At 71.6% G+C, this 18,605-nt stretch carries 14 protein-coding genes and 1 pseudogene; 7 read left to right on the top strand and 8 right to left on the bottom strand.

What is annotated here, in order from left to right:
- Positions 1–73 precede the first annotated feature (73 nt).
- A complete protein-coding gene (locus tag ACIQWX_RS39260) occupies positions 74–973 on the top strand; it encodes a LysR family transcriptional regulator (protein ID WP_400882300.1) in 900 nt (299 codons plus the stop codon).
- Here the strand turns inward: ACIQWX_RS39260 and ACIQWX_RS39255 are convergent.
- Together ACIQWX_RS39255 and ACIQWX_RS39250 are read right to left on the bottom strand one after the other, a co-directional pair.
- The gene (locus ACIQWX_RS39255) at positions 948–2,786 is read right to left on the bottom strand and encodes a bifunctional sugar phosphate isomerase/epimerase/4-hydroxyphenylpyruvate dioxygenase family protein (protein ID WP_400882297.1); all 1,839 of its coding nucleotides are present in this window, start codon (positions 2,784–2,786) and stop codon (positions 948–950) included. The two genes, ACIQWX_RS39260 and ACIQWX_RS39255, sit on opposite strands and share 26 nt — an antisense overlap.
- Complete coding sequence (locus ACIQWX_RS39250) at positions 2,773–3,699, bottom strand: shikimate dehydrogenase (protein WP_400883114.1); 927 nt, start codon at positions 3,697–3,699, stop codon at positions 2,773–2,775. Before ACIQWX_RS39250 ends, ACIQWX_RS39255 begins: the two co-directional genes overlap by 14 nt.
- A 131-nt stretch (positions 3,700–3,830) precedes the next feature.
- Between ACIQWX_RS39250 and ACIQWX_RS39245 the strand changes: the two genes are divergently transcribed.
- Positions 3,831–4,493 carry a TetR/AcrR family transcriptional regulator gene (locus tag ACIQWX_RS39245; RefSeq protein WP_400882295.1) on the top strand — a complete coding sequence of 221 codons (663 nt, stop codon included), beginning with the start codon at positions 3,831–3,833 and terminating at the stop codon, positions 4,491–4,493.
- Between the two features lie 2 nt (positions 4,494–4,495).
- Here ACIQWX_RS39245 and ACIQWX_RS39240 read toward each other — a convergent pair whose 3' ends face one another.
- Complete coding sequence (locus ACIQWX_RS39240) at positions 4,496–5,242, bottom strand: N-acyl homoserine lactonase family protein (RefSeq protein WP_400882292.1); 747 nt, start codon at positions 5,240–5,242, stop codon at positions 4,496–4,498.
- Entirely contained in the window at positions 5,239–6,594 is a 1,356-nt protein-coding gene (locus ACIQWX_RS39235) for an MFS transporter (RefSeq protein ID WP_400882289.1), read from the bottom strand. The genes ACIQWX_RS39240 and ACIQWX_RS39235 overlap by 4 nt, the downstream gene beginning before the upstream one ends.
- A gap of 218 nt (positions 6,595–6,812) precedes the next feature.
- On the opposite strand from ACIQWX_RS39235, the pseudogene ACIQWX_RS39230 reads away from it, so the two are divergent.
- Positions 6,813–8,678 (top strand): annotated as a pseudogene (locus ACIQWX_RS39230) (TIM barrel protein); the annotation flags it as partial.
- Positions 8,652–9,536 (top strand): sugar phosphate isomerase/epimerase family protein, encoded by an 885-nt coding sequence (locus ACIQWX_RS39225; protein WP_400883112.1) that lies wholly within the window; start codon positions 8,652–8,654, stop codon positions 9,534–9,536. The pseudogene ACIQWX_RS39230 and the gene ACIQWX_RS39225, both read left to right, overlap by 27 nt.
- On the opposite strand, the gene ACIQWX_RS39220 is transcribed toward ACIQWX_RS39225, so the two are convergent.
- The 4 genes from ACIQWX_RS39220 to ACIQWX_RS39205 are packed head-to-tail and all read right to left on the bottom strand — an operon-like array spanning position 9,533 to position 13,959.
- Complete coding sequence (locus ACIQWX_RS39220; protein ID WP_400882286.1) at positions 9,533–11,110, bottom strand: FAD-dependent oxidoreductase; 1,578 nt, start codon at positions 11,108–11,110, stop codon at positions 9,533–9,535. The two genes, ACIQWX_RS39225 and ACIQWX_RS39220, sit on opposite strands and share 4 nt — an antisense overlap.
- Complete coding sequence (locus ACIQWX_RS39215; RefSeq protein ID WP_400882283.1) at positions 11,107–11,904, bottom strand: citryl-CoA lyase; 798 nt, start codon at positions 11,902–11,904, stop codon at positions 11,107–11,109. The genes ACIQWX_RS39220 and ACIQWX_RS39215 overlap by 4 nt, the downstream gene beginning before the upstream one ends.
- A 1-nt stretch (position 11,905) precedes the next feature.
- Positions 11,906–13,135 carry a CaiB/BaiF CoA transferase family protein gene (locus ACIQWX_RS39210; protein ID WP_400882280.1) on the bottom strand — a complete coding sequence of 410 codons (1,230 nt, stop codon included), beginning with the start codon at positions 13,133–13,135 and terminating at the stop codon, positions 11,906–11,908.
- 38 nt (positions 13,136–13,173) lie between these two features.
- Positions 13,174–13,959: an IclR family transcriptional regulator gene (locus ACIQWX_RS39205; RefSeq protein ID WP_400882278.1), complete on the bottom strand. Its 786-nt coding sequence runs from the start codon at positions 13,957–13,959 to the stop codon at positions 13,174–13,176.
- Positions 13,960–14,122: 163 nt separating this feature from the next.
- Between ACIQWX_RS39205 and ACIQWX_RS39200 the strand changes: the two genes are divergently transcribed.
- Genes ACIQWX_RS39200 through ACIQWX_RS39190 form a run of 3 tightly spaced genes read left to right on the top strand, consistent with a single transcriptional unit; the run spans position 14,123 to position 18,559 of the window.
- Positions 14,123–15,601, top strand: a complete 1,479-nt coding sequence (locus tag ACIQWX_RS39200; RefSeq protein WP_400882276.1) for an aldehyde dehydrogenase family protein — start codon at positions 14,123–14,125, stop codon at positions 15,599–15,601.
- Between the two features lie 23 nt (positions 15,602–15,624).
- Entirely contained in the window at positions 15,625–17,370 is a 1,746-nt protein-coding gene (locus tag ACIQWX_RS39195) for a thiamine pyrophosphate-binding protein (protein ID WP_400882273.1), read from the top strand.
- A gap of 31 nt (positions 17,371–17,401) precedes the next feature.
- The gene (locus ACIQWX_RS39190; protein ID WP_400882270.1) at positions 17,402–18,559 is read left to right on the top strand and encodes an ABC transporter substrate-binding protein; all 1,158 of its coding nucleotides are present in this window, start codon (positions 17,402–17,404) and stop codon (positions 18,557–18,559) included.
- Positions 18,560–18,605 lie beyond the last annotated feature (46 nt).

The raw sequence follows: 18,605 nt of genomic DNA, 5'->3' as shown, positions 1-18,605 counted from the left end.
CTGCACACTGACGTTAAGAGGTCACGTGATGCAGATCCAACACCGATGTGGCATGCCTTGATACCTTCAGTGCATGGAGTTCTCGTTCGCGCAGCTCGAAGGGTTCGTCGCGGTCGCCGAGGAGCAGCACTTCGGCCGCGCCGCCGAGCGGCTGTCGATGACGCAGCCACCGCTGAGCCGGCTCATCCAGAAGCTCGAGCACTCCGTGGGCACGAAGCTGTTCGACCGCGGCACGCGCGGTGCACGGCTGACGCGAGCGGGGGAAGCGTTCCTCGTCGACGCGCGGCGCCTGCTCGCCCTGGCGAGCCGCGCACCGGATCGCGCCCGCCGCGTCGCGGCCGGCGCGGCGGGTTACCTCCGCATCGGGTTCACCGGGGCATCGGTGTTCGGCGTCCTCGACTCGGTGCTCACCGCGATCGCCGAGATGCTCCCGGACGTGCACGTGGAGCTGTCGGAAATGGTGACCAACGACCAGATCGCCGCCCTCGGCCGCGACGAGATCGACCTCGGCCTGGCGCGGCCGCCGTTCGACACCGACGAGTTCGCCTCGCGCCTGGTGCACCGCGAACCGCTGGTGCTGTGCGTGCCGGCCGGGCACCGGCTCACCGGCCTGGCGCGGCCGGTCACCGCGGCCGACCTGGCCAACGAGCCGCTGATCATGTACGCGCCGGACAACGCGCGGTACTTCTACGACCTGGTGATCCGGTTGCTGCCGATCGCCCACCGCAACGTCGTCCACTCGGTCAGCCAGATCCAGACGATGATCTGGCTGGTCGCGGCCCGCCGCGGCGTGGCGTTCGTCCCGGCGTCCGCCACCCGGATGACGATCGACGGCGTCGCGTGGGCCGCCCTGGAGGGTCAGCCGGACGCGCCGGTCGAGCTGCACTTGCTGTGGTCGCGGACCCACACCAACCCGGCTCTCGTCCCGGCTCTGCAAGCGTTGGAAGTCATTTCGAGTCAGCGGGATCCTTGATCCGGCGCTGCCGCCGGTGCGCGGCCATCCGGATCGGGGCGTTCACCGCGCCATCCCCGGTGTAACCGCCGATCCGTTGCACCACCTCGAAGAACACCCGGCCACCCAGCACCACCGTGCAGAAGTGCAGCAGTTCGCCCTCTTCGTCGCGGTCGTAGAGCACCGATTGCTGCCGCAAAGCCGTCAGCAACGCGGGATCCGGTGCCAGGCGGGCGTCGAGGTCGTCGTAGTAGTTGCCCGGGATCTCCAGCAGCGGCGCCCCGAGCTCGCGCATCCGGCGGGCGCTCGCCAGGGCGTCGCCCGTGGCCAAGGCGATGCGTTGGGGCTCGCGTACTCCGGGCGCCCAGTCTCCGCGGCGGAGCAGGGCCGATTCGAGGGCGATGCGGACGCGGCCCGAGTCGTCGGCCACCGTCCGGCTGCGCACCAGCCCGAACGGTGCCGCGAACTCCGTCACCGGCTCCGGCTCGAGGCCGAGGACCGCGCGGTAGAACAGCGCCGCCTCGTCGAAGTGGTCGAACGGCTGGGTCAGGGCCAGGTGGTCGATCCCCGTCACCCCGGCGTCCCCACCGGGCGACGACGTCTCCGTGAAGTCGCCGAGCCAGCCGTCCGAGGTGTCCGCGCCGGTGCGGCAGAAGAACACCGACGTCCCGTCCGGTGCGGCGATCGCCGACAGGTCCGCTTCATCCGCGCCGTGGCTGCGCGGGAGGATCGGCGCGAGCAGCCGCTGGGCGCGCCGGGCCGAGGCGACCGGGTCGGCGCTCTCCACGGCGACCGCGCCGACCGACGCGCCCGCCGACGACCCGGCGCCGTTCAGCAGGATCCGCGCCTCCCCCTGCTGCCACAACCGGACCGGCTTGGAGCGGTGCCGGCCCGTCTCGGTGAAACCCAGACCGCGCAACGCCTTCGCCAGCGCCGGCTCGGTCGCGTCGTCCACCGACAGCTCGACGAACGCGTGGCCGGCCAGCGCCGGTGCGGGCGGCAGCTCGGCGGCCCCGAGCGTCTCCTGCAGGCCGAGCAGCGAGCGCATCGCGTCGACGGCCGCGGGTCCCGGGTCGGCCTGGCGGAAGACGTCGTTGAACACCTCCAGCGACAACGGCCCGCGGTAGCCGGCCGCGAGCACGTTGCGGGTGAACGCCGTCAGGTCGAACGCGCCCTGGCCGGGGAAGAGCCGGTGGTGCCTGCTCCACTGCAGGACGTCCATCTGCAGCCGCGGCGCGTCGGCCAGCTGCAGGAAGAACAGCTTGTCGCCGGGGATCGTGCGGATCGCGGCCGGGTCGCTGCCCCGCGACAGGATGTGGAAGCTGTCCAGGCACAGCCCGAGCGCCGGGTGGGCGGCGCGGCGCACGATGCGCCACGAGTGCTCGTAGGTGTTGACGAACCGGCCCCACGCCAGTGCTTCGTAGGCGATCCGGATGCCCCGCGCCGCCGCGCGTTCGGCGAGCAGGTGCAGCTGCTCGGCGGCGAGGTCGTCGTCGTCGACCGCGTCCGGGGACACCGACGAGCACACCAGCATCGTGTCCGCGCCGAGCTGGTCCATGACGTCGAACTTGAGCTCCGCGCGCCGGAGGTTCCGCGCGAGCACGTCCGGTGGCACCGCTTCGAAGTCGCGGAACGGCTGGTACAGGTCGATCGACAGGCCCAGCTCGGCGCAGTGTTCGCTGATCTCCTTCACCGACCACGACGAGGCGACGAGGTCGTTTTCGAAGATCTCCACCCCGTCGAACCCGGCGCGGGCGGCCGCGGTCAGCTTGTCCTCCAGGGTGCCGGACAGGCAGACCGTGGCGATCGAACGGCGGGTTTCAGTCGAGGGCATCGGCGGGCTGCCTTTCCGGGGAGGTCGTGAGCGCGGCGAAGTGGTCCAGCATCCGCGCGGAGTCGGGTTCGGCGCCGGTGAACAGGCCGAACGCCTCGGCGGCCTGGAACACCGCCATGCGGCCGCCGTCGAGGACACGCGCGCCGAGCGCGCGGGCGGTGCGGACCAGCTCGGTGTCGAGCGGGCGGTAGACGACCTCGGCGACCCACAGGTCCGGGCGCAGCAGCCCGGCGGGCAGCGGCAGGCCCGGGTGGGCGGCCATGCCGGTCGGGGTGGCGTGCACGAGCCCGTCGGCGGTACCGACCGCCGCGTCGAGATCTCTTCCGGCGGCCGCGCGGCCGGCTCCGAACCGGCCGGCGAGGGCGCCGGCCAGTTCCTCGGCCCGGGCGGTGTCGAGGTCGAAGACGTGGACGCGGCCGGCTCCGGCCGTGAGCAGGCCGTGGGCCACCGCCGCGCCGGCCCCGCCCGCGCCGAGCACGACGACCGCGCCGAGGTCGACGCCGGGCAGCCCGGTCCGCAGGCCGCGGGCGAAGCCGGACCAGTCGGTGTTGTGGCCGACCGCGCGGCCGTCCTCGAACACGACGGTGTTGACCGCGGCCAGCGCCGCCGCGTCGGGGGACAGCTCGTCCAGGTGCCCAAGCACGACCTGCTTGCACGGGTGCGTGATGTTCAGCCCGCGGTACCCGGCTTCCCGGGCCGCGGCCAGCATCGGGCCCACGGCGGCGGCCGGGACGTCGTGGTCGTCGAGGTCGAAGCGGGCGTAGACCAGCTCCAGCCCGAGCCGGCGGGCTTCGGCCTCGTGCAGCGGCGGGCTGAGCGACGGTCCGATGCCCGCGCCGATCAGGCCGGTGAGCAGCGTGCCCGGCGTGGCCCGCGCGGCCTGAGCGCGGATCGCCTCGGCGGCTGATGACAAGGTCACGACCACTCCCGTAATGTACGAACTAGTACGTTATTTGTACCGCACGCCGTCGCCGCCGTGAAGAGCCTCCGATCGGCGGCGAAGTCCTACAGTGGGCACATCAGCTGAAGCGAGGAAGGAAGTCCGTGGCAGCACCGACGTCGGGCGAAGTGGCCAACAGCGGACCCGGACGCATCCGCGACGCCGACCGGACCCGCACCGAGATCCTGGACACCGCCGCCCGCGAGTTCGCCGAGAAGGGGTTCGACGGCGCCCGGGTGGACGAGATCGCCGCGAAGACCCGCACCACCAAGCGGATGATCTACTACTACTTCACCAACAAGGACCAGCTGTTCGTCGAGGTGCTCGAACGGGCCTACACGGTCATCCGCTCGCTCGAGCAGAACCTCGACGTCGACCACCTCGACCCCGCCGAGGCGATCCGGCAGCTCGCCGGGCTCACCTTCGACCACCACGAGTCCCACCCGGACTTCGTGCGGCTGGTCAGCATCGAGAACATCCACCGCGCCGAGCACATCGCCCGGTCGACCGCGCTGTCCAACCTGGCCAACCCGGCGCTCGACGTGCTCACCCGCATCCTCGCGCGCGGCCGGGAAGCCGGGCAGTTCCGCGACGACGTCGACGCGCTCGACGTGCACATGGCGATCAGCGCGTTCTGCGTGTTCCGCACGGCGAACCGCCACACGTTCCACGCCATCTTCGGCCGCGACATGCTCGACCCCGCCCACCGCGACCACCACCGGCGGATGGTCGCCGACCTGCTCGTCAGCTACCTGACGACGCGCTGACCTCACGCGATCCGCACGATCCGGTCGGCGACCGGCGGGTACCGGGCGAGCACCTCCGGATCGTGCCCCGGGACGACCAGGCCGGCGCCGGCGAGCTCCCGGACCCGGTCGAACGCGCCGTACACGCCGGTCATCGAGTGCAGCAGCGGTGCCGGGTGGTCGTTTTCGAGGTTCTCGTGGAAGTGACTGGCGTCCGAGGCCAGCACCACCGGACCGGCGGCCGTTTCGACGCGGACGACCTGCATCCCGGCCGTGTGCCCGCCGACCAGGTGGACGCTCAGCCCGGGCACGACTTCGGCGTCCCCGTCGACCAGGTCGGGCCGCAGGTGGTCGAGGACGGCTTCGTCGAGCAGCCACCGTTCCCGCTCGATCCGCTTCGCCCACGGGCCGGTCCAATAGTCCATTTCGGACTGTTGGAGCACGATCCGCACGCCCGGGAAGTCCCCCACCGTGCCGCAGTGGTCGTAGTGCAGGTGCGTGAGGACGAGGTGCCCGACGCTCGCCGGATCGACGCCGAGCGCGGCGAGCAGCCGCACGGGTTCGACGTAGTCCAATCCGGACACTTCGCGAGCCCGTTCGGCGCGGATGCCGGCGTCGACGACCACCGTGTGCTCCGGCGAGACCGCGAGCCAGACGTAGTACGCGGTCGGGTGCGGTTGCGCGGAATCCTCGCCGTAGCCCAGGAAGTGCTCGCCGCGGTACCCCGTCCGCCGGCCGTAGCACAGCGCGTAGACCTCGAACACGCTCACCTCGGGACGCCGGCCTCGCTGCGCTCCGGCGCCGGGTCCTTGAGCCCCAGCCGCGCGGTCGGCACCCGGTAGGTCTCCTTGCCGGTGGCCACGGCGATGACGTTCACCAGGCACAGCGCGGCGGTGAAGACGGCGACGCCCACCCACGCGCCCCGGCCCGTTCCTGTGACGCCCACCGCGATGGTGGGCAGGAACCCGCTGATCGCGAACCCGATCTGGGTCCCGATCGCGGTCCCCGACAGGCGCACCCTGGCCGGGAACATCTCGCCGTAGAACGACGGCCACACGGCGCTCGTGGCGGTGTAGACGATGCCGAACATCCCGATGCCGACGACGAAGATCCAGAGGTAGCTGCCGGCCGCGATGGCGCCGAGGTACGGGAAGATCAGGATCGCGCAGCCGAGCGAACCGGCGACGAAGATCCGCTTGCGCCCGAAGCGGTCGGAGAACTTCGCCCACAACGGGATCGAGACGACGGCGGCGACGTTGGCCAGCACTCCGACCCACAACATGGGCGTCTTGCTCAAGCCCACCGTGTTCACCGCGTAACTGAGCGCGTAGACGGTGAAGATCGTGCTGACGGACGCGATCAACGCGGCCACGACCACGCGCAGGACGTCGGCCCAGTGGTCCCGCAGCAGCACGGCCAGGGGCAGTTTCACGACCTCGCCGCTGGCGACCTCCTCCTGGAACACCGGCGTTTCGTCCAGCGACCGGCGGATGTAGTAGCCGACCAGCACGACGACGGCGCTGAGCCAGAACGGCACCCGCCAGCCCCAGGACAGCAGCGCCTCCTGCGGCAGGGCGGCGACCGGCAGGAAGACCGCCGTCGCCAGGATCTGCCCGGCCTGGGTGCCACTGAGCGTGAAGCTCGTGTAGTAGGCGCGCCGGTGCTCCGGCGCGTGTTCCAGGCTCATCGAGTTCGCGCTGGCCTGCTCGCCGCCGGCGGACAGGCCCTGCAGCAGCCGCAGCACGACCAGCAGGATCGGCGCGGCCACGCCGAGCGTGCCGTAGCCGGGCAGGCAGCCGACGAGCACAGTGGACAGACCCATCAGCAGGAGGGTCGCCAGCAGCACGCGTTTGCGGCCGAACTTGTCGCCGAGGTGGCCCAGCAGCAGCGCCCCGAGCGGCCGGGACACGTAGCCGACGCCGAAGGTCGACAGCGCCAGCAGCGTGCCGGTCGCCGGCGACGAGGCCGGGAAGAAGATCTTGTTGAAGACGAGCGCGGCCGCCGTGCCGTAGATGAAGAAGTCGTAGTACTCGAGGGCGCTGCCGATCCACGCGGCCAGGGCGGCCTTGGCGGGCCGCCCCGCGGGCGGTGCGCTCGCTGCGCCATCCGGACGATCGGTCACGTCGGTCTCCTCCGCGGGTGCGCCATTGCAGTCCAGGTAACTAACCGGTTAGGTATGTACCGTACGGTTAATTAGAGAGATTGAAGGGCGGCGGCGGGCTTGTCAAGTACGGATATCGCCGGACCTTTCGCCGGCGCACCATCCGGCGTATAAGTAACTACCTAGTACGTACGCGCTCCGGCTGGTCCACGTGACTGCGCCAGAAGGGCTGGGTGCCGATGCTCACCGTCGAGCGCGACGCCGCGACCACTCCCCCGGCAAGCCCCGCCGCGGGAGCACATCAGAGCATCTCGACCGCCTGCCTGTCCGGCACCCTCGAGGACAAGCTGTCCGCCGCGGCGGAGGCGGGTTTCCACGGCATCGAGATCTTCGAGAGCGACCTCGTCGCGTCGCCGTGGTCGCCGGCCCAGGTGCGGCGGGAGTGTGCCCGGCTGGGCCTGTCGATCGATCTGTACCAGCCCTTCCGCGACTTCGAGGCCGCGCCACCCGACCTGTTCTCGGCCAACCTGCGCCGGGCGGAGCGCAAGTTCGCCGTGCTGGAGCAGCTGGGCGCGAGCACGATGCTGGTCTGCTCGTCGGTGTCGCCGGACGCGGTCGACGACGACGGCCTCGCCGCCGAGCAGCTGCACGAGCTGGCCCGCCGGGCCGCCGATCGTGGGCTGCGGATCGCCTACGAGGCCTCGGCGTGGGGGCGGTTCGTGCACTCCTGCGCGCACGCGTGGCGGATCGTGCGCGGCGCCGGCCACCCCGCGCTGGGCCTGTGCCTGGACAGCTTCCACGTGCTGTCCGGCGGTGACTCCCTGGCGGCACTTCGCGGTGTTCCCGGCGAGAAGGTGTTCCACGTGCAGCTCGCGGACGCGCCGCGGCTGGGCATGGACGTGCGGGAGTGGAGCCTGCACCACCGGTCGTTCCCCGGCCAGGGCTCGTTCGACCTCACCGCCTTCCTCGACGCGGTGCTCGCGACCGGGTACGCGGGTCCGCTGTCGCTCGAGGTGGTCAACGACGTCCTGCGGCAGACCGACCCGTGGCACGCGGCCGTCGACGCGATGCGTTCCCTGCTCGCCCTGCTGGAGCCGGGGGCCGAGCGGGAATCCGGGATGCCGGCGGCGCCCCGGCTGGCCGGGCACGTGTTCACCGAGCTGGCCGTCGACGAGGTGTCGGGGCCGGCGGTGGCGAGCCTGCTGACGGGGCTCGGGTTCACCCACGCCGGGCAGCACCGGTCCCAGCCCGTCCAGCTGTGGCAGCAGGGCGAAGCCAGGATCCTGCTGAACCACGCACCACAAAGGACAGTAGTGCCGGGGACGGCGTCGATCTGCGCCCTGGCCGTGGAAAGCGACGACCCGGCGACCTCGGCCCGGCGCGCCGAACGGCTGCTCGCGCCCGTGCTCCCCCGCGTCCACCGGCCCGGGGAAGCGGACCTCAGCTCGGTGGCCGCGCCCGACGGGACCGCGATCTTCTTCTGCCGCACCGGCGACGAGCACGGCTGGCTCGGCGACTTCACGCCCACCGGCAACGCGATCGTCTCGGACCTGCTCACCGGCACCGACCACGTCTCGCTCACCGAGTCGGTCGACGACTTCGACCAGACGTCCCTGTTCTACCGGGCGGTCCTCGGCCTGCGGCCCGGCCACACCGTCGAGCTGGACGCGCCGTTCGGGCTGATCCGCAGCCGGGCGGCGAGCGACCCCGCCGACCACGTCCGGATCACCCTCAACACCGCGCCCCTGCGCCGCGGCGACTGGGCGCCCGCCGTGCCGAACCCCCAGCACGTCGCGTTCACCACGGACGACGCCGTCGCCGCCGCGAAGGCGATGCGCGCCCGGAACGCCGCCGTGCTGCCGATCCCCGGGAACTACTACGACGACCTGGACGCCCGCCTCGCCCCGCCACCGGACCTGCTCGCCGAGCTGCGCGAGCACTCCATCCTCTACGACCGCGACGAGCACGGCGAGTACCTGCACTTCTACACCGAAATCGCCGGCTCGCGGGTGTTCTTCGAAGTGGTGCAACGTCTCGGCCGCTACCGCGGGTACGGCACGGCCGGCACGCCCGTTCGCATGGCGGCGCACCGCAGGTGCCGGCTCCGCACGCTCCGGGAAGCGCGGGAACCACGACACCGGCACGACTATTCGCTGGCCCACCTGACGGCGTTGCCGCTGTCCCCACCGGAACTCGTGGACGCCGCGGCGAACGCCGGCTACCGCTACGTCGGCCTGCGCCTGACTCGCGTGACTCCCCAGGAACCGCACTACCCCCTGGCGACCGACCCGGCTCTCCTGCGCTCGACCAAGGCGCGGCTCGCGGCCACCGGCGTCGACGTCCTGGACATCGAACTGGCCCGCATCGGCCCGGACGACGAGCCGCGTGACTTCCTGCGCGTGCTGGAGGCCGGCGCCGAACTCGGCGCGCGGCTCGTCATCACGCAACTGCCCGACCCGGACCCGGTCCGCAAGGTCGACCACTTCACCGAGCTGTGCGACCTCGCGAGGCCGCTCGGCCTGACCCTCGACCTCGAGTTCCCGTCCTGGACCGAGACGGCCGACCTCGCCGAGGCGGTCCGCGTGCTGCGCGCGGCGGACCGGCCCAACGCCGGCCTCCTGATCGACGTGCTGCACTTCGCCCGGTCGGGTTCGAGTGTCGCCGAACTGCGGACCCTGCCGCGGGAGTGGTTCCACTTCGCCCACGTCTGCGACGCGCCGGCGGAGATCCCCGCCGGCACGGCCGAGGTCATCCACACCGCGCGCTTCCAGCGCCTGTTCCCCGGCGAGGGCGGCCTGGACGTGGCCGGCATCCTCGCCGCGCTTCCGCCGGACATCCCGTACGCCCTGGAGATCCCGCGCGCGACGCTCGTCGCCCAGGTCGGCGCCGGCGAGCACGCCCGGCTGGCGCTCGCCGCCGCCCGCCGTCACCTCGCGTCGCTGACGCGCTTCGACAGGTCCTAGCGAGGGCGTCGGTTGCGGGCGTGCTGCGCGGCCAGGGAGCCGAAGACCAGTCCCGCCCCGATCTGACACCCGGCGCCGGGGTACTCGGAGGCGGTCATCGACGCCGCGTCGTTGCCGCACGCGTACAACCCGGGAATCGGCTCGCCTCGGTCGTCGAGGACTTCGGCGGTAGCGCTCGTGCGCAGGCCCAAGGCTGTCGCCAACGGGGTCGGCACCACGGCGATCGCGTAGAACGGCGGCTTCTCGATGACCGTCGCGACTGTCTCCTTCAGACCTGCCGGGTCGACGCCGATCGCTTGCGCCAGCTCCTCGACGGTCTGTCCACAGTGGATATACTTGTCACTGATGTATCGACGGAGCACCGCCGGACGGGCGTGCGGACGGACCATCCCCAAGCCGTACCGCTTCAGCGTGCGCGCGTCGAGCACCAGCCACGCCGGAATCGCGTCCCGCGTCGCGTACATCGCCCGGACGAAACGGTGGTACGACACCGACTCGTCCACGAACCTCGCACCCGCCGCGTTCACGGCCACGATGCCCGGTTTCGCGCGGTCCCAGATGTGCGGGAACACCACCGTCGACCCGTCCGGCCGGCGGCCGATCGAACTGGGGAACCACAACGCGTTGTCGCCACGGGGTTCGGCCAAGGCAGCGCCGACGGACCGAGCCAGCGCGAACGTGTCTCCCGTGGCGCCTTCGGCCGCCGGGGTGAACTGCGGTACCGGCGAGGGCAGATACCGGGAGCGCAGCTCGGGGTTCGCGGGAAAGCCGCCACCGGCCAGGACGACGCCGTGGCGGGCGGTGATCCGGACCGTCCGGCCGCGGCAGGACACGACGGCACCGGTCACGCCGTGAGCGCCGTCGGTCAGCAACTCCGTTGTGCGGGCGGTGAACCAGACGTCGCCGCCTCGGCGGGTCAGCTGGTCGTAGAGGGCGGCGACGAGCGCGTTGCCCATCGTCAGGCGGGTTCCCCGACGGTGGCGGAGCCGGTCGCGTGCCCAGCGCGCGCCGAGGCGAAGTGCCACGGCCCCGCCGCGGGCCGAGCCGTCGAAGACCTTCACGAGCTGATCGGCTTCGAGCCTGCGCAGCATGAGGGTCCCGCCGAACAGTGCGAACTCGCGCACCGGCCAGCGAACCCGCTCGAACCGCCCGCGTGCCAGCCGCCTGCCGTCGAACGCGTACGGCTCGAGCGCCCGGCCGACGCCGGAGCCGGGCAGCTCCGGGTGGTAGTCGACCACGCTCGCCGAGTGCCAGAAGCCGATGCCCATCTTTTCGAGGTGGTCGATCACCTCCGGTCCCCGCCTCAAAAACTCCTCCCGCAGTTCGCGGGGCGCGCGGTCGCCGACGAGCGTGTCGAGGTACCGGCGGGCCTCCTCCGTGTCGGTCGCCGGGTCGGGTTGGCGCCGGTGGCCGGGGATCCACGCGGTCCCCGCCGAGTAGGCGCTGGTTCCGCCGAGCCACTCCGTCTTTTCCAGCACCAGCACGGAAAGCCCCTCGCCGGCTGCGACGACGGCGGCCGCCAGGCCCGCCGCGCCGGAACCCAGGACGAGGAGATCCGTCTCGTGGCCGGTCACGATCCGGCGGCGAGCACCGTCGGCAGGATCGACGTCGGCATCGGTCCCTTGTTGCGCCGGCCCTGGGTCGTCTCTTCCCAGGCGTGGGCGAGGATTCCGACGCTGCGGCTCAGCACGAACAGCCCCCGCGCGAGCGGGGGCGGGAACCCCAGCTCGGCGTAGATCACCGCGGTGGCGCCGTCGATGTTCATCGGCACCGGCTTGGCCCGCCCCTCGTTCAGCAGCGTTTCGATCGCGAGCGCCGCGCGCAGGTGCTTGCCCTCGACGACGCCGTCGGCGACGGCTTCGTCCACAAGGGACAGCAGCGGGTCGCGGCGCGGGTCGCGCGGGTGGAAGCGGTGGCCGAAGCCGGGCAGGTAGCGGCTGCGCTTCCGGAACTCCGCCACGACCGCCTCGGTGGCCGCCTTCAGCGTTTCGCCGGTGGCTTCGCGCTCGACGATCGCCGACAGCAGCTCCACGCACTGCTGGCCGGCGCCGCCGTGCGAGTCGCCCAGCGCGTTCACCCCGGACGCCATCGCGTTGTTGAGGCCGACCCCGCAGGTCGCGGTCATCCGGGCGATCGCGATGGACGGGGCCTGCGGGCCGTGGTCGACCGAAGCGACCATCGCGGCCTCGAGCAGCGCGGCTTCCCGGGGCCGGGGACTCGTTCCGCGCACCATCAACCAGATCGTGGCGACGAAGCCGTGGGAGCCGATCAGGTCCTGCACGGGGATCCCGCGCAGTTCGACCACCCCGGGTGCCATCCGGCAGATCCCGGTGGCCCACCAGTCCGCGACGCTTGCTTCGCTGTCCATGTCAGTCCTTGTCCGCGGGCGTGAACGACGGTTCCGGTGCCGGCCGGGGGATGGCGGAGCCGCTGTTCCACCGGCGGGCGAGCTCGGCCGCTTCGTCGTTGTGCTCCCCCAGCAGCGGCGGCCGCGTTGCCGGGCGCAGCGGCTCGCCGTCGAGCAGGACGCCGTTTCCGCTGGCGCGCAGCGTCCGCTCGGCCTGGCCGGGAAACGGGAGTTCGGTGAAGAAGCCGCGGTGGTCGAGCTGTTCGGACTCCAGCGCCTGCGGCACGGTGAGGATCCGGGCGGCAGGCACGCCCGCGTCGGAGAGCAGCCGCTCCCATTCGAGTGCGGGCTTCGCGCTCAACGCCTCGTTCAGCTCGGCGTCGAGGTCCGCCCGGTGGGCCTTGCGGTCTTCACGGTCGGCGAAGCGGGCGTCCGTCACGAGGTCCGGGCGCCCGACCAGCGTGCACAACGTCACGAACTGCTCCTGCCGGTTCGCCGCGATGTTCAGCGGCCCGTCCGCGGCGAAGAACGTGCCCGACGGCGCGGCCGTCGCGTTGTCCCGGCCCATCGGGACCGGTTCGACGCCGCTGATGACGTAGTTCGACACCGCCCAGCCCATCGCCGAAATGGACGCTTCGAGCATCGACAGGTCCAGGAAGCACCCTTCCCCCGTGCGGTCGCGGCCGACCAGCGCCGCCGAAACGGCCAGCGCGGCCATGAGACCGCCGACCGTGTCCGACACGGGGAACCCCACGCGCAGCGGCGCCGTTTCGGGCGTCCCGGTCACGCTCATCATGCCGGACAGGCCCTGGATGATCTGGTCGTAGGCCGGCGCCTGGCTCAGCGGGCCGCTCTGCCCGAACCCCGAGATCGCGCAGTACACCAGCCCGGGATTGAGGGCTCGCAACCGGTTCCAGCCGAACCCCAGCCGATCGAGCACGCCCGCCCGGTAGTTCTCGAGGACGACGTCCGCCCCGCGGACCAGGTCCTCGAACAGCTCCTGCTGACCGGCGTCCTTGAGGTCGAGCTCGATCGACTTCTTGCCGGCGTTCTGCGCCAGGAACGACGCGCCGATGCCGGCCCGGTTCAGGACCGCGTCCGGCCCCAGGTTCCGGGCGAGGTCACCCGAACCCGGCAGCTCGACCTTGACCACCTCGGCGCCGAACAGCATCAGCTGGTAGCTGCAGTACGGTCCGGCGAGGACGTTGGTCAGGTCGAGCACCCGGATACCGCGAAGCGGTCTTTTCGTCATTCCCTCTCCTTGCACCAGAAGACGAACCCCGGCCGGCGTCAGCCGGCGAACGGATGGTCGAACCCCCGCTCGCTCATCCGCGAAGCGGACTCGGTGAGGTCGGCGACGAACTCGGCGACCCGGTCTTCGGAGAAGCGGACGGTGGGGCCGCTCAGCGACAACGCGGCGGCGACGGACCCGCTCTTGCCGAGCACCGGGACCGCCACCGCGGACAGTCCCGCCTCGCGTTCGCCGTGACTCACCGCGAACCCCTGTTCGGCCGCCTCGGTCAGTCCTTTGTGGAGGTTGTCCGCATGGTCCGCGCCGTAGGGGGAACTGCGTGCGATCCTCTTCAGCAAAGCAGGAGAAGCGTCCCGGAGCAAGACCTTCGACGAAGCACCGCCCCACAGCGGCAGCTCGTCGCCCACGCGCACCACGTGCCGCAGCGGCTGCGGGCTTTCCTGCTGGGCCACGCAAACCCGGTACATGTCCCGCAGGACGTAGAGGTTCACCGTCTCCCGCTGACGGTCCCCCAGCTCGCGCATCAGCTGCTTCATCTCCGCCGGCAGCTCCCAGGTCTGCCGCGCGAGGTGCGCCCACCGCCACAGACCGGGCCCGGCCATGTAGCCCTTGCTCGTCGACCACAGCAGCCCGTTGAGCTCCAGCGTCTGCGCCAGCCGGATCGCCGTCGTCTTCGCGAGACCGGTCGCCTTCACGATGTCGGAGATCGTCACGGTCGGCCGCTCGTCGGTGAGCAGGCCGAGGATGTCCAGTGCACGCTGGACACTCCGCACGCCTCCTTCGCCGGACGAGCCGTCGCGCTCCTCGGCCCCGTCAGCCTTCATCTCTCTGCACACCCTTCGTCGCGTTGCGGTCCCCGGCCGGCGGACCCGTTCGCAACAGTTTCAGATCCCGCTCTTGCCACCGGCAGGCGGCTGACCGTACGTTACACGGAGTCCGCAGAGCGGTCCAGATGTGCCGTTTGATGGTTCACAAGGGAGTGTGGCGGTGCTGGAGCGAATCCTCGAAGCCGCGAAATCCGATACCCCGATCGAGGCCGCCGCGTTCGTCGCCGGCCAGTGGTCCCGCGACGGGTCACCGGCCGAGCGCATCGGCCCCTACCTGCGAAAAGTCGTCACCACGTCGTTCACCGCGGACGAGCACCAGGTCGCCGGGGCGGTCCGGTACGCCGCCGCTTCCGCGCCGGTCGTCGCCCGCCTCGCGCCGGCCACCCGCGCGGCGATCCTCGACCGGGCTTCGCGGCTCGCCGAAGACCACCGGGACGACATCGCCCGGCTGATCGCCCTCGAACTCGGGAAGCCGCTCAAGGACGGCCGGGGCGAGCTCGACCGCGTCGCCGACACCTTCGCCGTCTGCGCCGCCGAAACCCGCCGCATCGGCGGCGAGAACCTGCCCGTCGCCGGCTGGGAACGCGGGGTCGGCAACACCGCACTGACCTACCGCGCCCCGGCCGGGGTGGCCCTCGCGATCACCCCGTTCAACGCGCCGGCGAACCTGCTCGCCCACAAGCTCGGCGCCTCCTTCGCCGCGGGCAACACCACGCTCGTCAAAGCTCCGCCCCAGGCACCCGCCACGACTGCGGCCGTGGTGGCGCTCCTGCTGGAAGCGGGCCTGCCACCGGAAGCGGTGCAGCTGCTGCACGGCGGCGGTGACGTCGGCGCCGCTTTGTGCGCGGCGCGCGAAGTCGCGGTCATCAGCTTCACCGGCAGCGCCGAGACCGGCAACGCGGTCGCTCGCGCGGCCGGCGCGAAACGGCTGGTGCTGGAACTCGGCGGCAACGCCGCGACGCTGGTGTGCGCGGACGCCGACCTCGCCCTCGCCGCCAAGACTTGCGCCCGCACCGGCTACAGCAACTCCGGCCAGAGCTGCATCTCCGTCCAGCGGGTCTACGTCCACCGCAGCCGTTTCGACGACTTCCTCACCGCGTTCCGCACCGAGGTCGCGGGCCTGAAGGTCGGCGATCCCCTGGACGAGACCACGGACGTCGGCTCGATGGTCGACGAGGACGCCGCGGCCCGCGTCGAGAAGTGGACCGCCGAAGCGGCGGCCGGCGGCGCGCGGGTGCTGCTGGGCGGCACCCGCGACGGCGCGACCCTGCTGCCCACCATCGTCGCCGACCCCGCGCCGGACGCGACCGTCGTCGTCGAGGAGGTGTTCGGCGCCCTGGTCGCCGTGCTGCCCTTCGACGACCTCGCCACCGTGATCGACTCGTGCAACGCCAGCCGGTTCGGCCTGCAGGCCGGCATCTTCACCCGGGACATCGGCACGATCTTCACCGCGTGGCGCGAACTCCAAGTCGGTGGGCTGATCGTCAACGGCTCGTCCAACTTCCGGCTCGACCACGTGCCCTTCGGCGGGGTCAAGGACTCCGGCTTCGGCCGCGAGTCCCCCGCGCCCATGATCGACGACTACACCGTCGTCAAGACCCTCGTGCTGCGCAACCTGTCCGTCTGGGGCGAGCAGTGACCGACAAGAGGAGCCCGACTTCGATGACCCACCCCGCCCCGACCACCACCGCCGCCGCCGCGCTCGTCCGCCAGCTGGAGTCCTACGGCGTCGAGTACGTCTTCGGCCTGTGCGGGCACACCAACATCGCGTTCCTGGACGCCTTGGGCCGCAGCCGCATCGAGTTCGTCATGGCGCGCCACGAACAGGCCGCCGCGCACGCCGCCGACGGCTACGCCCGCGCCACCGGCAAGCCCGGCGTGCTGCTGGTGCACGTCGGCCCCGGCATGATGAACGCGGTCACCGGCGTGGCCACCGCGGCGTTCGACTCGGTGCCGCTCATCACGATCTCCGGCGACATCCCGTCCTACTACCACGGCCGGCACCCGCACCAGGAAGTCAACCTGCACGCCGACGCCGACCAGACGGCCATCTACCGCCCGTTCGTCAAGCGGGCCTGGCACGTGCACCGCGCCGAAGACCTCGGGCGGTTCACCGAACGCGCGTTCTGGACGGCGACCTCGGGCCGGCCCGGCGCCGTCCTGCTCAACGTCCCGATGGACCACTTCTCCCGCGAAGTCCCGCTCGTCGAGTACCCGCTCGTCGCGCACCCGGCGAAACCGGCACTGTCCGAGGGCGACGCTCAGCGGATCGTGCAGGCGCTGGCCGGCGCCGAACGGCCGCTCGTGTACGTCGGCGGCGGCCTCCGTTCGCCGGAAGGACGGGCGGCGCTGCGTGAACTCGTCGAGTACCTGGACATCCCGGTGGCCCATTCCCTGATGGCCAAGGGCACCCTGCCCGACCGCCACCCGCTCGTCATGGGCATGACCGGGTTCTGGGGCCTCGAGCTGACCAACGAGTACACCCGCAAGGCCGACGTCGTCCTCGCGCTCGGGACCCGGTTCGCCGAAACCGACGCCAGCTCGTGGAACTCCGAGTACACCTGGGCGTTCCCGCCGGGCCGGCTGATCCAGATCGACCTCGACGCGGCCGAGATCGGCCGCAACTACCCCGTCGAGATCGGCGCGATCGCGGATGTGAACCACGCCGTCCCGGCCATCACCGCCGCCGTCAAGGACCTGGTGGCCGAACCCGTCGAGCGGGCCGACGTCCGGGAGCAGATCGGCACCGTCCGCGCGGACCTCTTCTCGGCGAGCCAGGAACGCGGTCGCAGCACTGATTTCCCGCTGCGCCCCGAACGGATCCTCGAGGACCTGCGCACGACGCTCCCCGCGGACGCCGTGCTCGTCACCGACGTCGGCTGGAACAAGAACGGCGTCGCCCAGTGCTACGAACTGCCTGAAGAGGGCCGGTTCATCACCCCGGGCGGCGCGTCCACGATGGGCTTCGGCCCAGCCGCCGCGGTCGGTGTCCAGCTGGCCCAGCCCGACCGCGTCGTCGTCGCGCTCGTCGGCGACGGCGGGATGAGCGCCCAGCTCCCCGCGGTGCCCCTGGCCGTCGAGCGGGGCTTGCCCGTGCTGTTCGTCGTGATGAACAACCGGGCGCACGGCACCATCGCGGACCTGCAGGCCCACAACTTCGGCCGGAGCTTCGGCTGCGAGTTCCACGACCGCGACGGCAACCCCTTCTCCCCCGACTTCGCGGCCTTCGGCCGATCCTGCGGCGCCGACGGCTACACCGTCGAACGCCCGGAGGACCTCGCCGCCGCGCTGCGCGAGGCGATCGCGAACCGGCGCCCCGCCGTGCTCGACGTGCCCATGGTCAACGAACCGGTGCCGACCCCGGGGCACTGGAACATCAACGACATCTACCAAGGCGTCTTCGAATGACCCCGCAACCGCACACAACGGAGTGGCACTCATGAACCGATCCGGAACCGGACGTCTGCTGGCCTCGCTGACCCTGCTGGCCGCGGGAGCCGCGGCCGCCTGCAGCGCACCCGGCAGCTCGTCACCGTCCACATCGGACACCAGCGGTCCGGTCAAGATCGCGGTGGTCAACGCCCAGAGCGGCCAGCTCAGCTCGCTCGGCGCGTGGGAGTACAAGGGCGCGAAGCTGGCGGTCGACCAGTGGAACGCCAAGGGCGGTGTCAACGGCCGCAAGATCCAGCTCGACGTCTTCGACGACGCCGGCGACCCGACGGTCGGCACGAACCTGGCGCGCAAGATCTCCAGCGAGGGCTACATCGCGATGATCGGCACCGCCGAGAGCGCGGTCACCGTGGCGATGGCGCCGATCCTGCAGCAGGCGAAGATCCCGAGCATCACCTCCGGGCAGTCGCCGTCGATCATCGCGGTGAAGAGCCCGTTCCAGTTCCTCAACGGGCCGACCAGCACGACGTACGACGAAACGCTCGCGAAGTACCTCGTGGACCAGAAGGGCCAGAAGAACATCGCGTTCATCACGAACAACGGGTCCTACGGCAAGGGTGAGCACGACGCGTTCGGCAAGGCGCTGGCCGCCCGCGGGGTCACGCCGGTCGACGACCAGGTCGTCACGACCGACCAGAAGGACTTCAGCGCCGCGCTGACCTCCATCCGGCAGAAGAACCCGCAGGTGCTGTTCGTCGGGACCGAAGAGGTCGAGGCCGGCCTGATCGTCAAGCAGGCCCGCGAGCTCGGCATCACCGCGACGGTCGCCGGCGCCGCCCCGATGGGCACGACGGTCTACCTCACCACGGCCGGCGCGAGCAACGCCGAAGGCACCGTCGTGAGCAGCCCGTACCTGAGCAACGAAACCAGCGACGCGGCCCGCCAGTTCGGACAGGCCTACAAGGCGGCGTTCAACGAGGACGCGGAACTGCACGGGGCCAAGGCTTACGACGGCACCAGCATCTTCCTGACCGCGCTGAAGACCTCGGGTGGCGCCACCGGTCAGCAGCTGGCCGACGCCATCCGCGGCACCAAGTACCCGGGCCTGCTGGGCGACTTCACGTTCGACCAGACCGGGGTCGGCATCCACGCCACGTCGATCGGTGTCATCACCGGCGGCAAGCTCGTCGCGGCTCCCGCCAGCTGAACCGCCCCGAGGGGGCCGCGCCGTCCCGCGCGGCCCCTTGCCGGTG

Origin of the sequence: Amycolatopsis sp. NPDC098790 (assembly GCF_044759945.1) — a bacterium.
GTDB lineage: Bacteria > Actinomycetota > Actinomycetes > Mycobacteriales > Pseudonocardiaceae > Amycolatopsis.
Note: the sequence above shows the minus strand (reverse complement) of the source record. Positions and strands in the feature narration are given on the sequence as shown.

What these genes read in the sequence shown, in the direction of transcription:
- ACIQWX_RS39195 (WP_400882273.1), top strand. Translation starts at nt 15,625, where the DNA reads ATGACCCACCCCGCCCCGACCACCACCGCCGCCGCCGCGCTCGTCCGC.
- ACIQWX_RS39215 (WP_400882283.1), bottom strand. Translation starts at nt 11,904, where the DNA reads ATGGACAGCGAAGCAAGCGTCGCGGACTGGTGGGCCACCGGGATCTGC.
- ACIQWX_RS39260 (WP_400882300.1), top strand. Translation starts at nt 74, where the DNA reads ATGGAGTTCTCGTTCGCGCAGCTCGAAGGGTTCGTCGCGGTCGCCGAG.
- ACIQWX_RS39205 (WP_400882278.1), bottom strand. Translation starts at nt 13,959, where the DNA reads ATGAAGGCTGACGGGGCCGAGGAGCGCGACGGCTCGTCCGGCGAAGGA.
- ACIQWX_RS39210 (WP_400882280.1), bottom strand. Translation starts at nt 13,135, where the DNA reads ATGACGAAAAGACCGCTTCGCGGTATCCGGGTGCTCGACCTGACCAAC.
- ACIQWX_RS39225 (WP_400883112.1), top strand. Translation starts at nt 8,652, where the DNA reads ATGGCGGCGCACCGCAGGTGCCGGCTCCGCACGCTCCGGGAAGCGCGG.
- ACIQWX_RS39190 (WP_400882270.1), top strand. Translation starts at nt 17,402, where the DNA reads ATGAACCGATCCGGAACCGGACGTCTGCTGGCCTCGCTGACCCTGCTG.
- ACIQWX_RS39255 (WP_400882297.1), bottom strand. Translation starts at nt 2,786, where the DNA reads ATGCCCTCGACTGAAACCCGCCGTTCGATCGCCACGGTCTGCCTGTCC.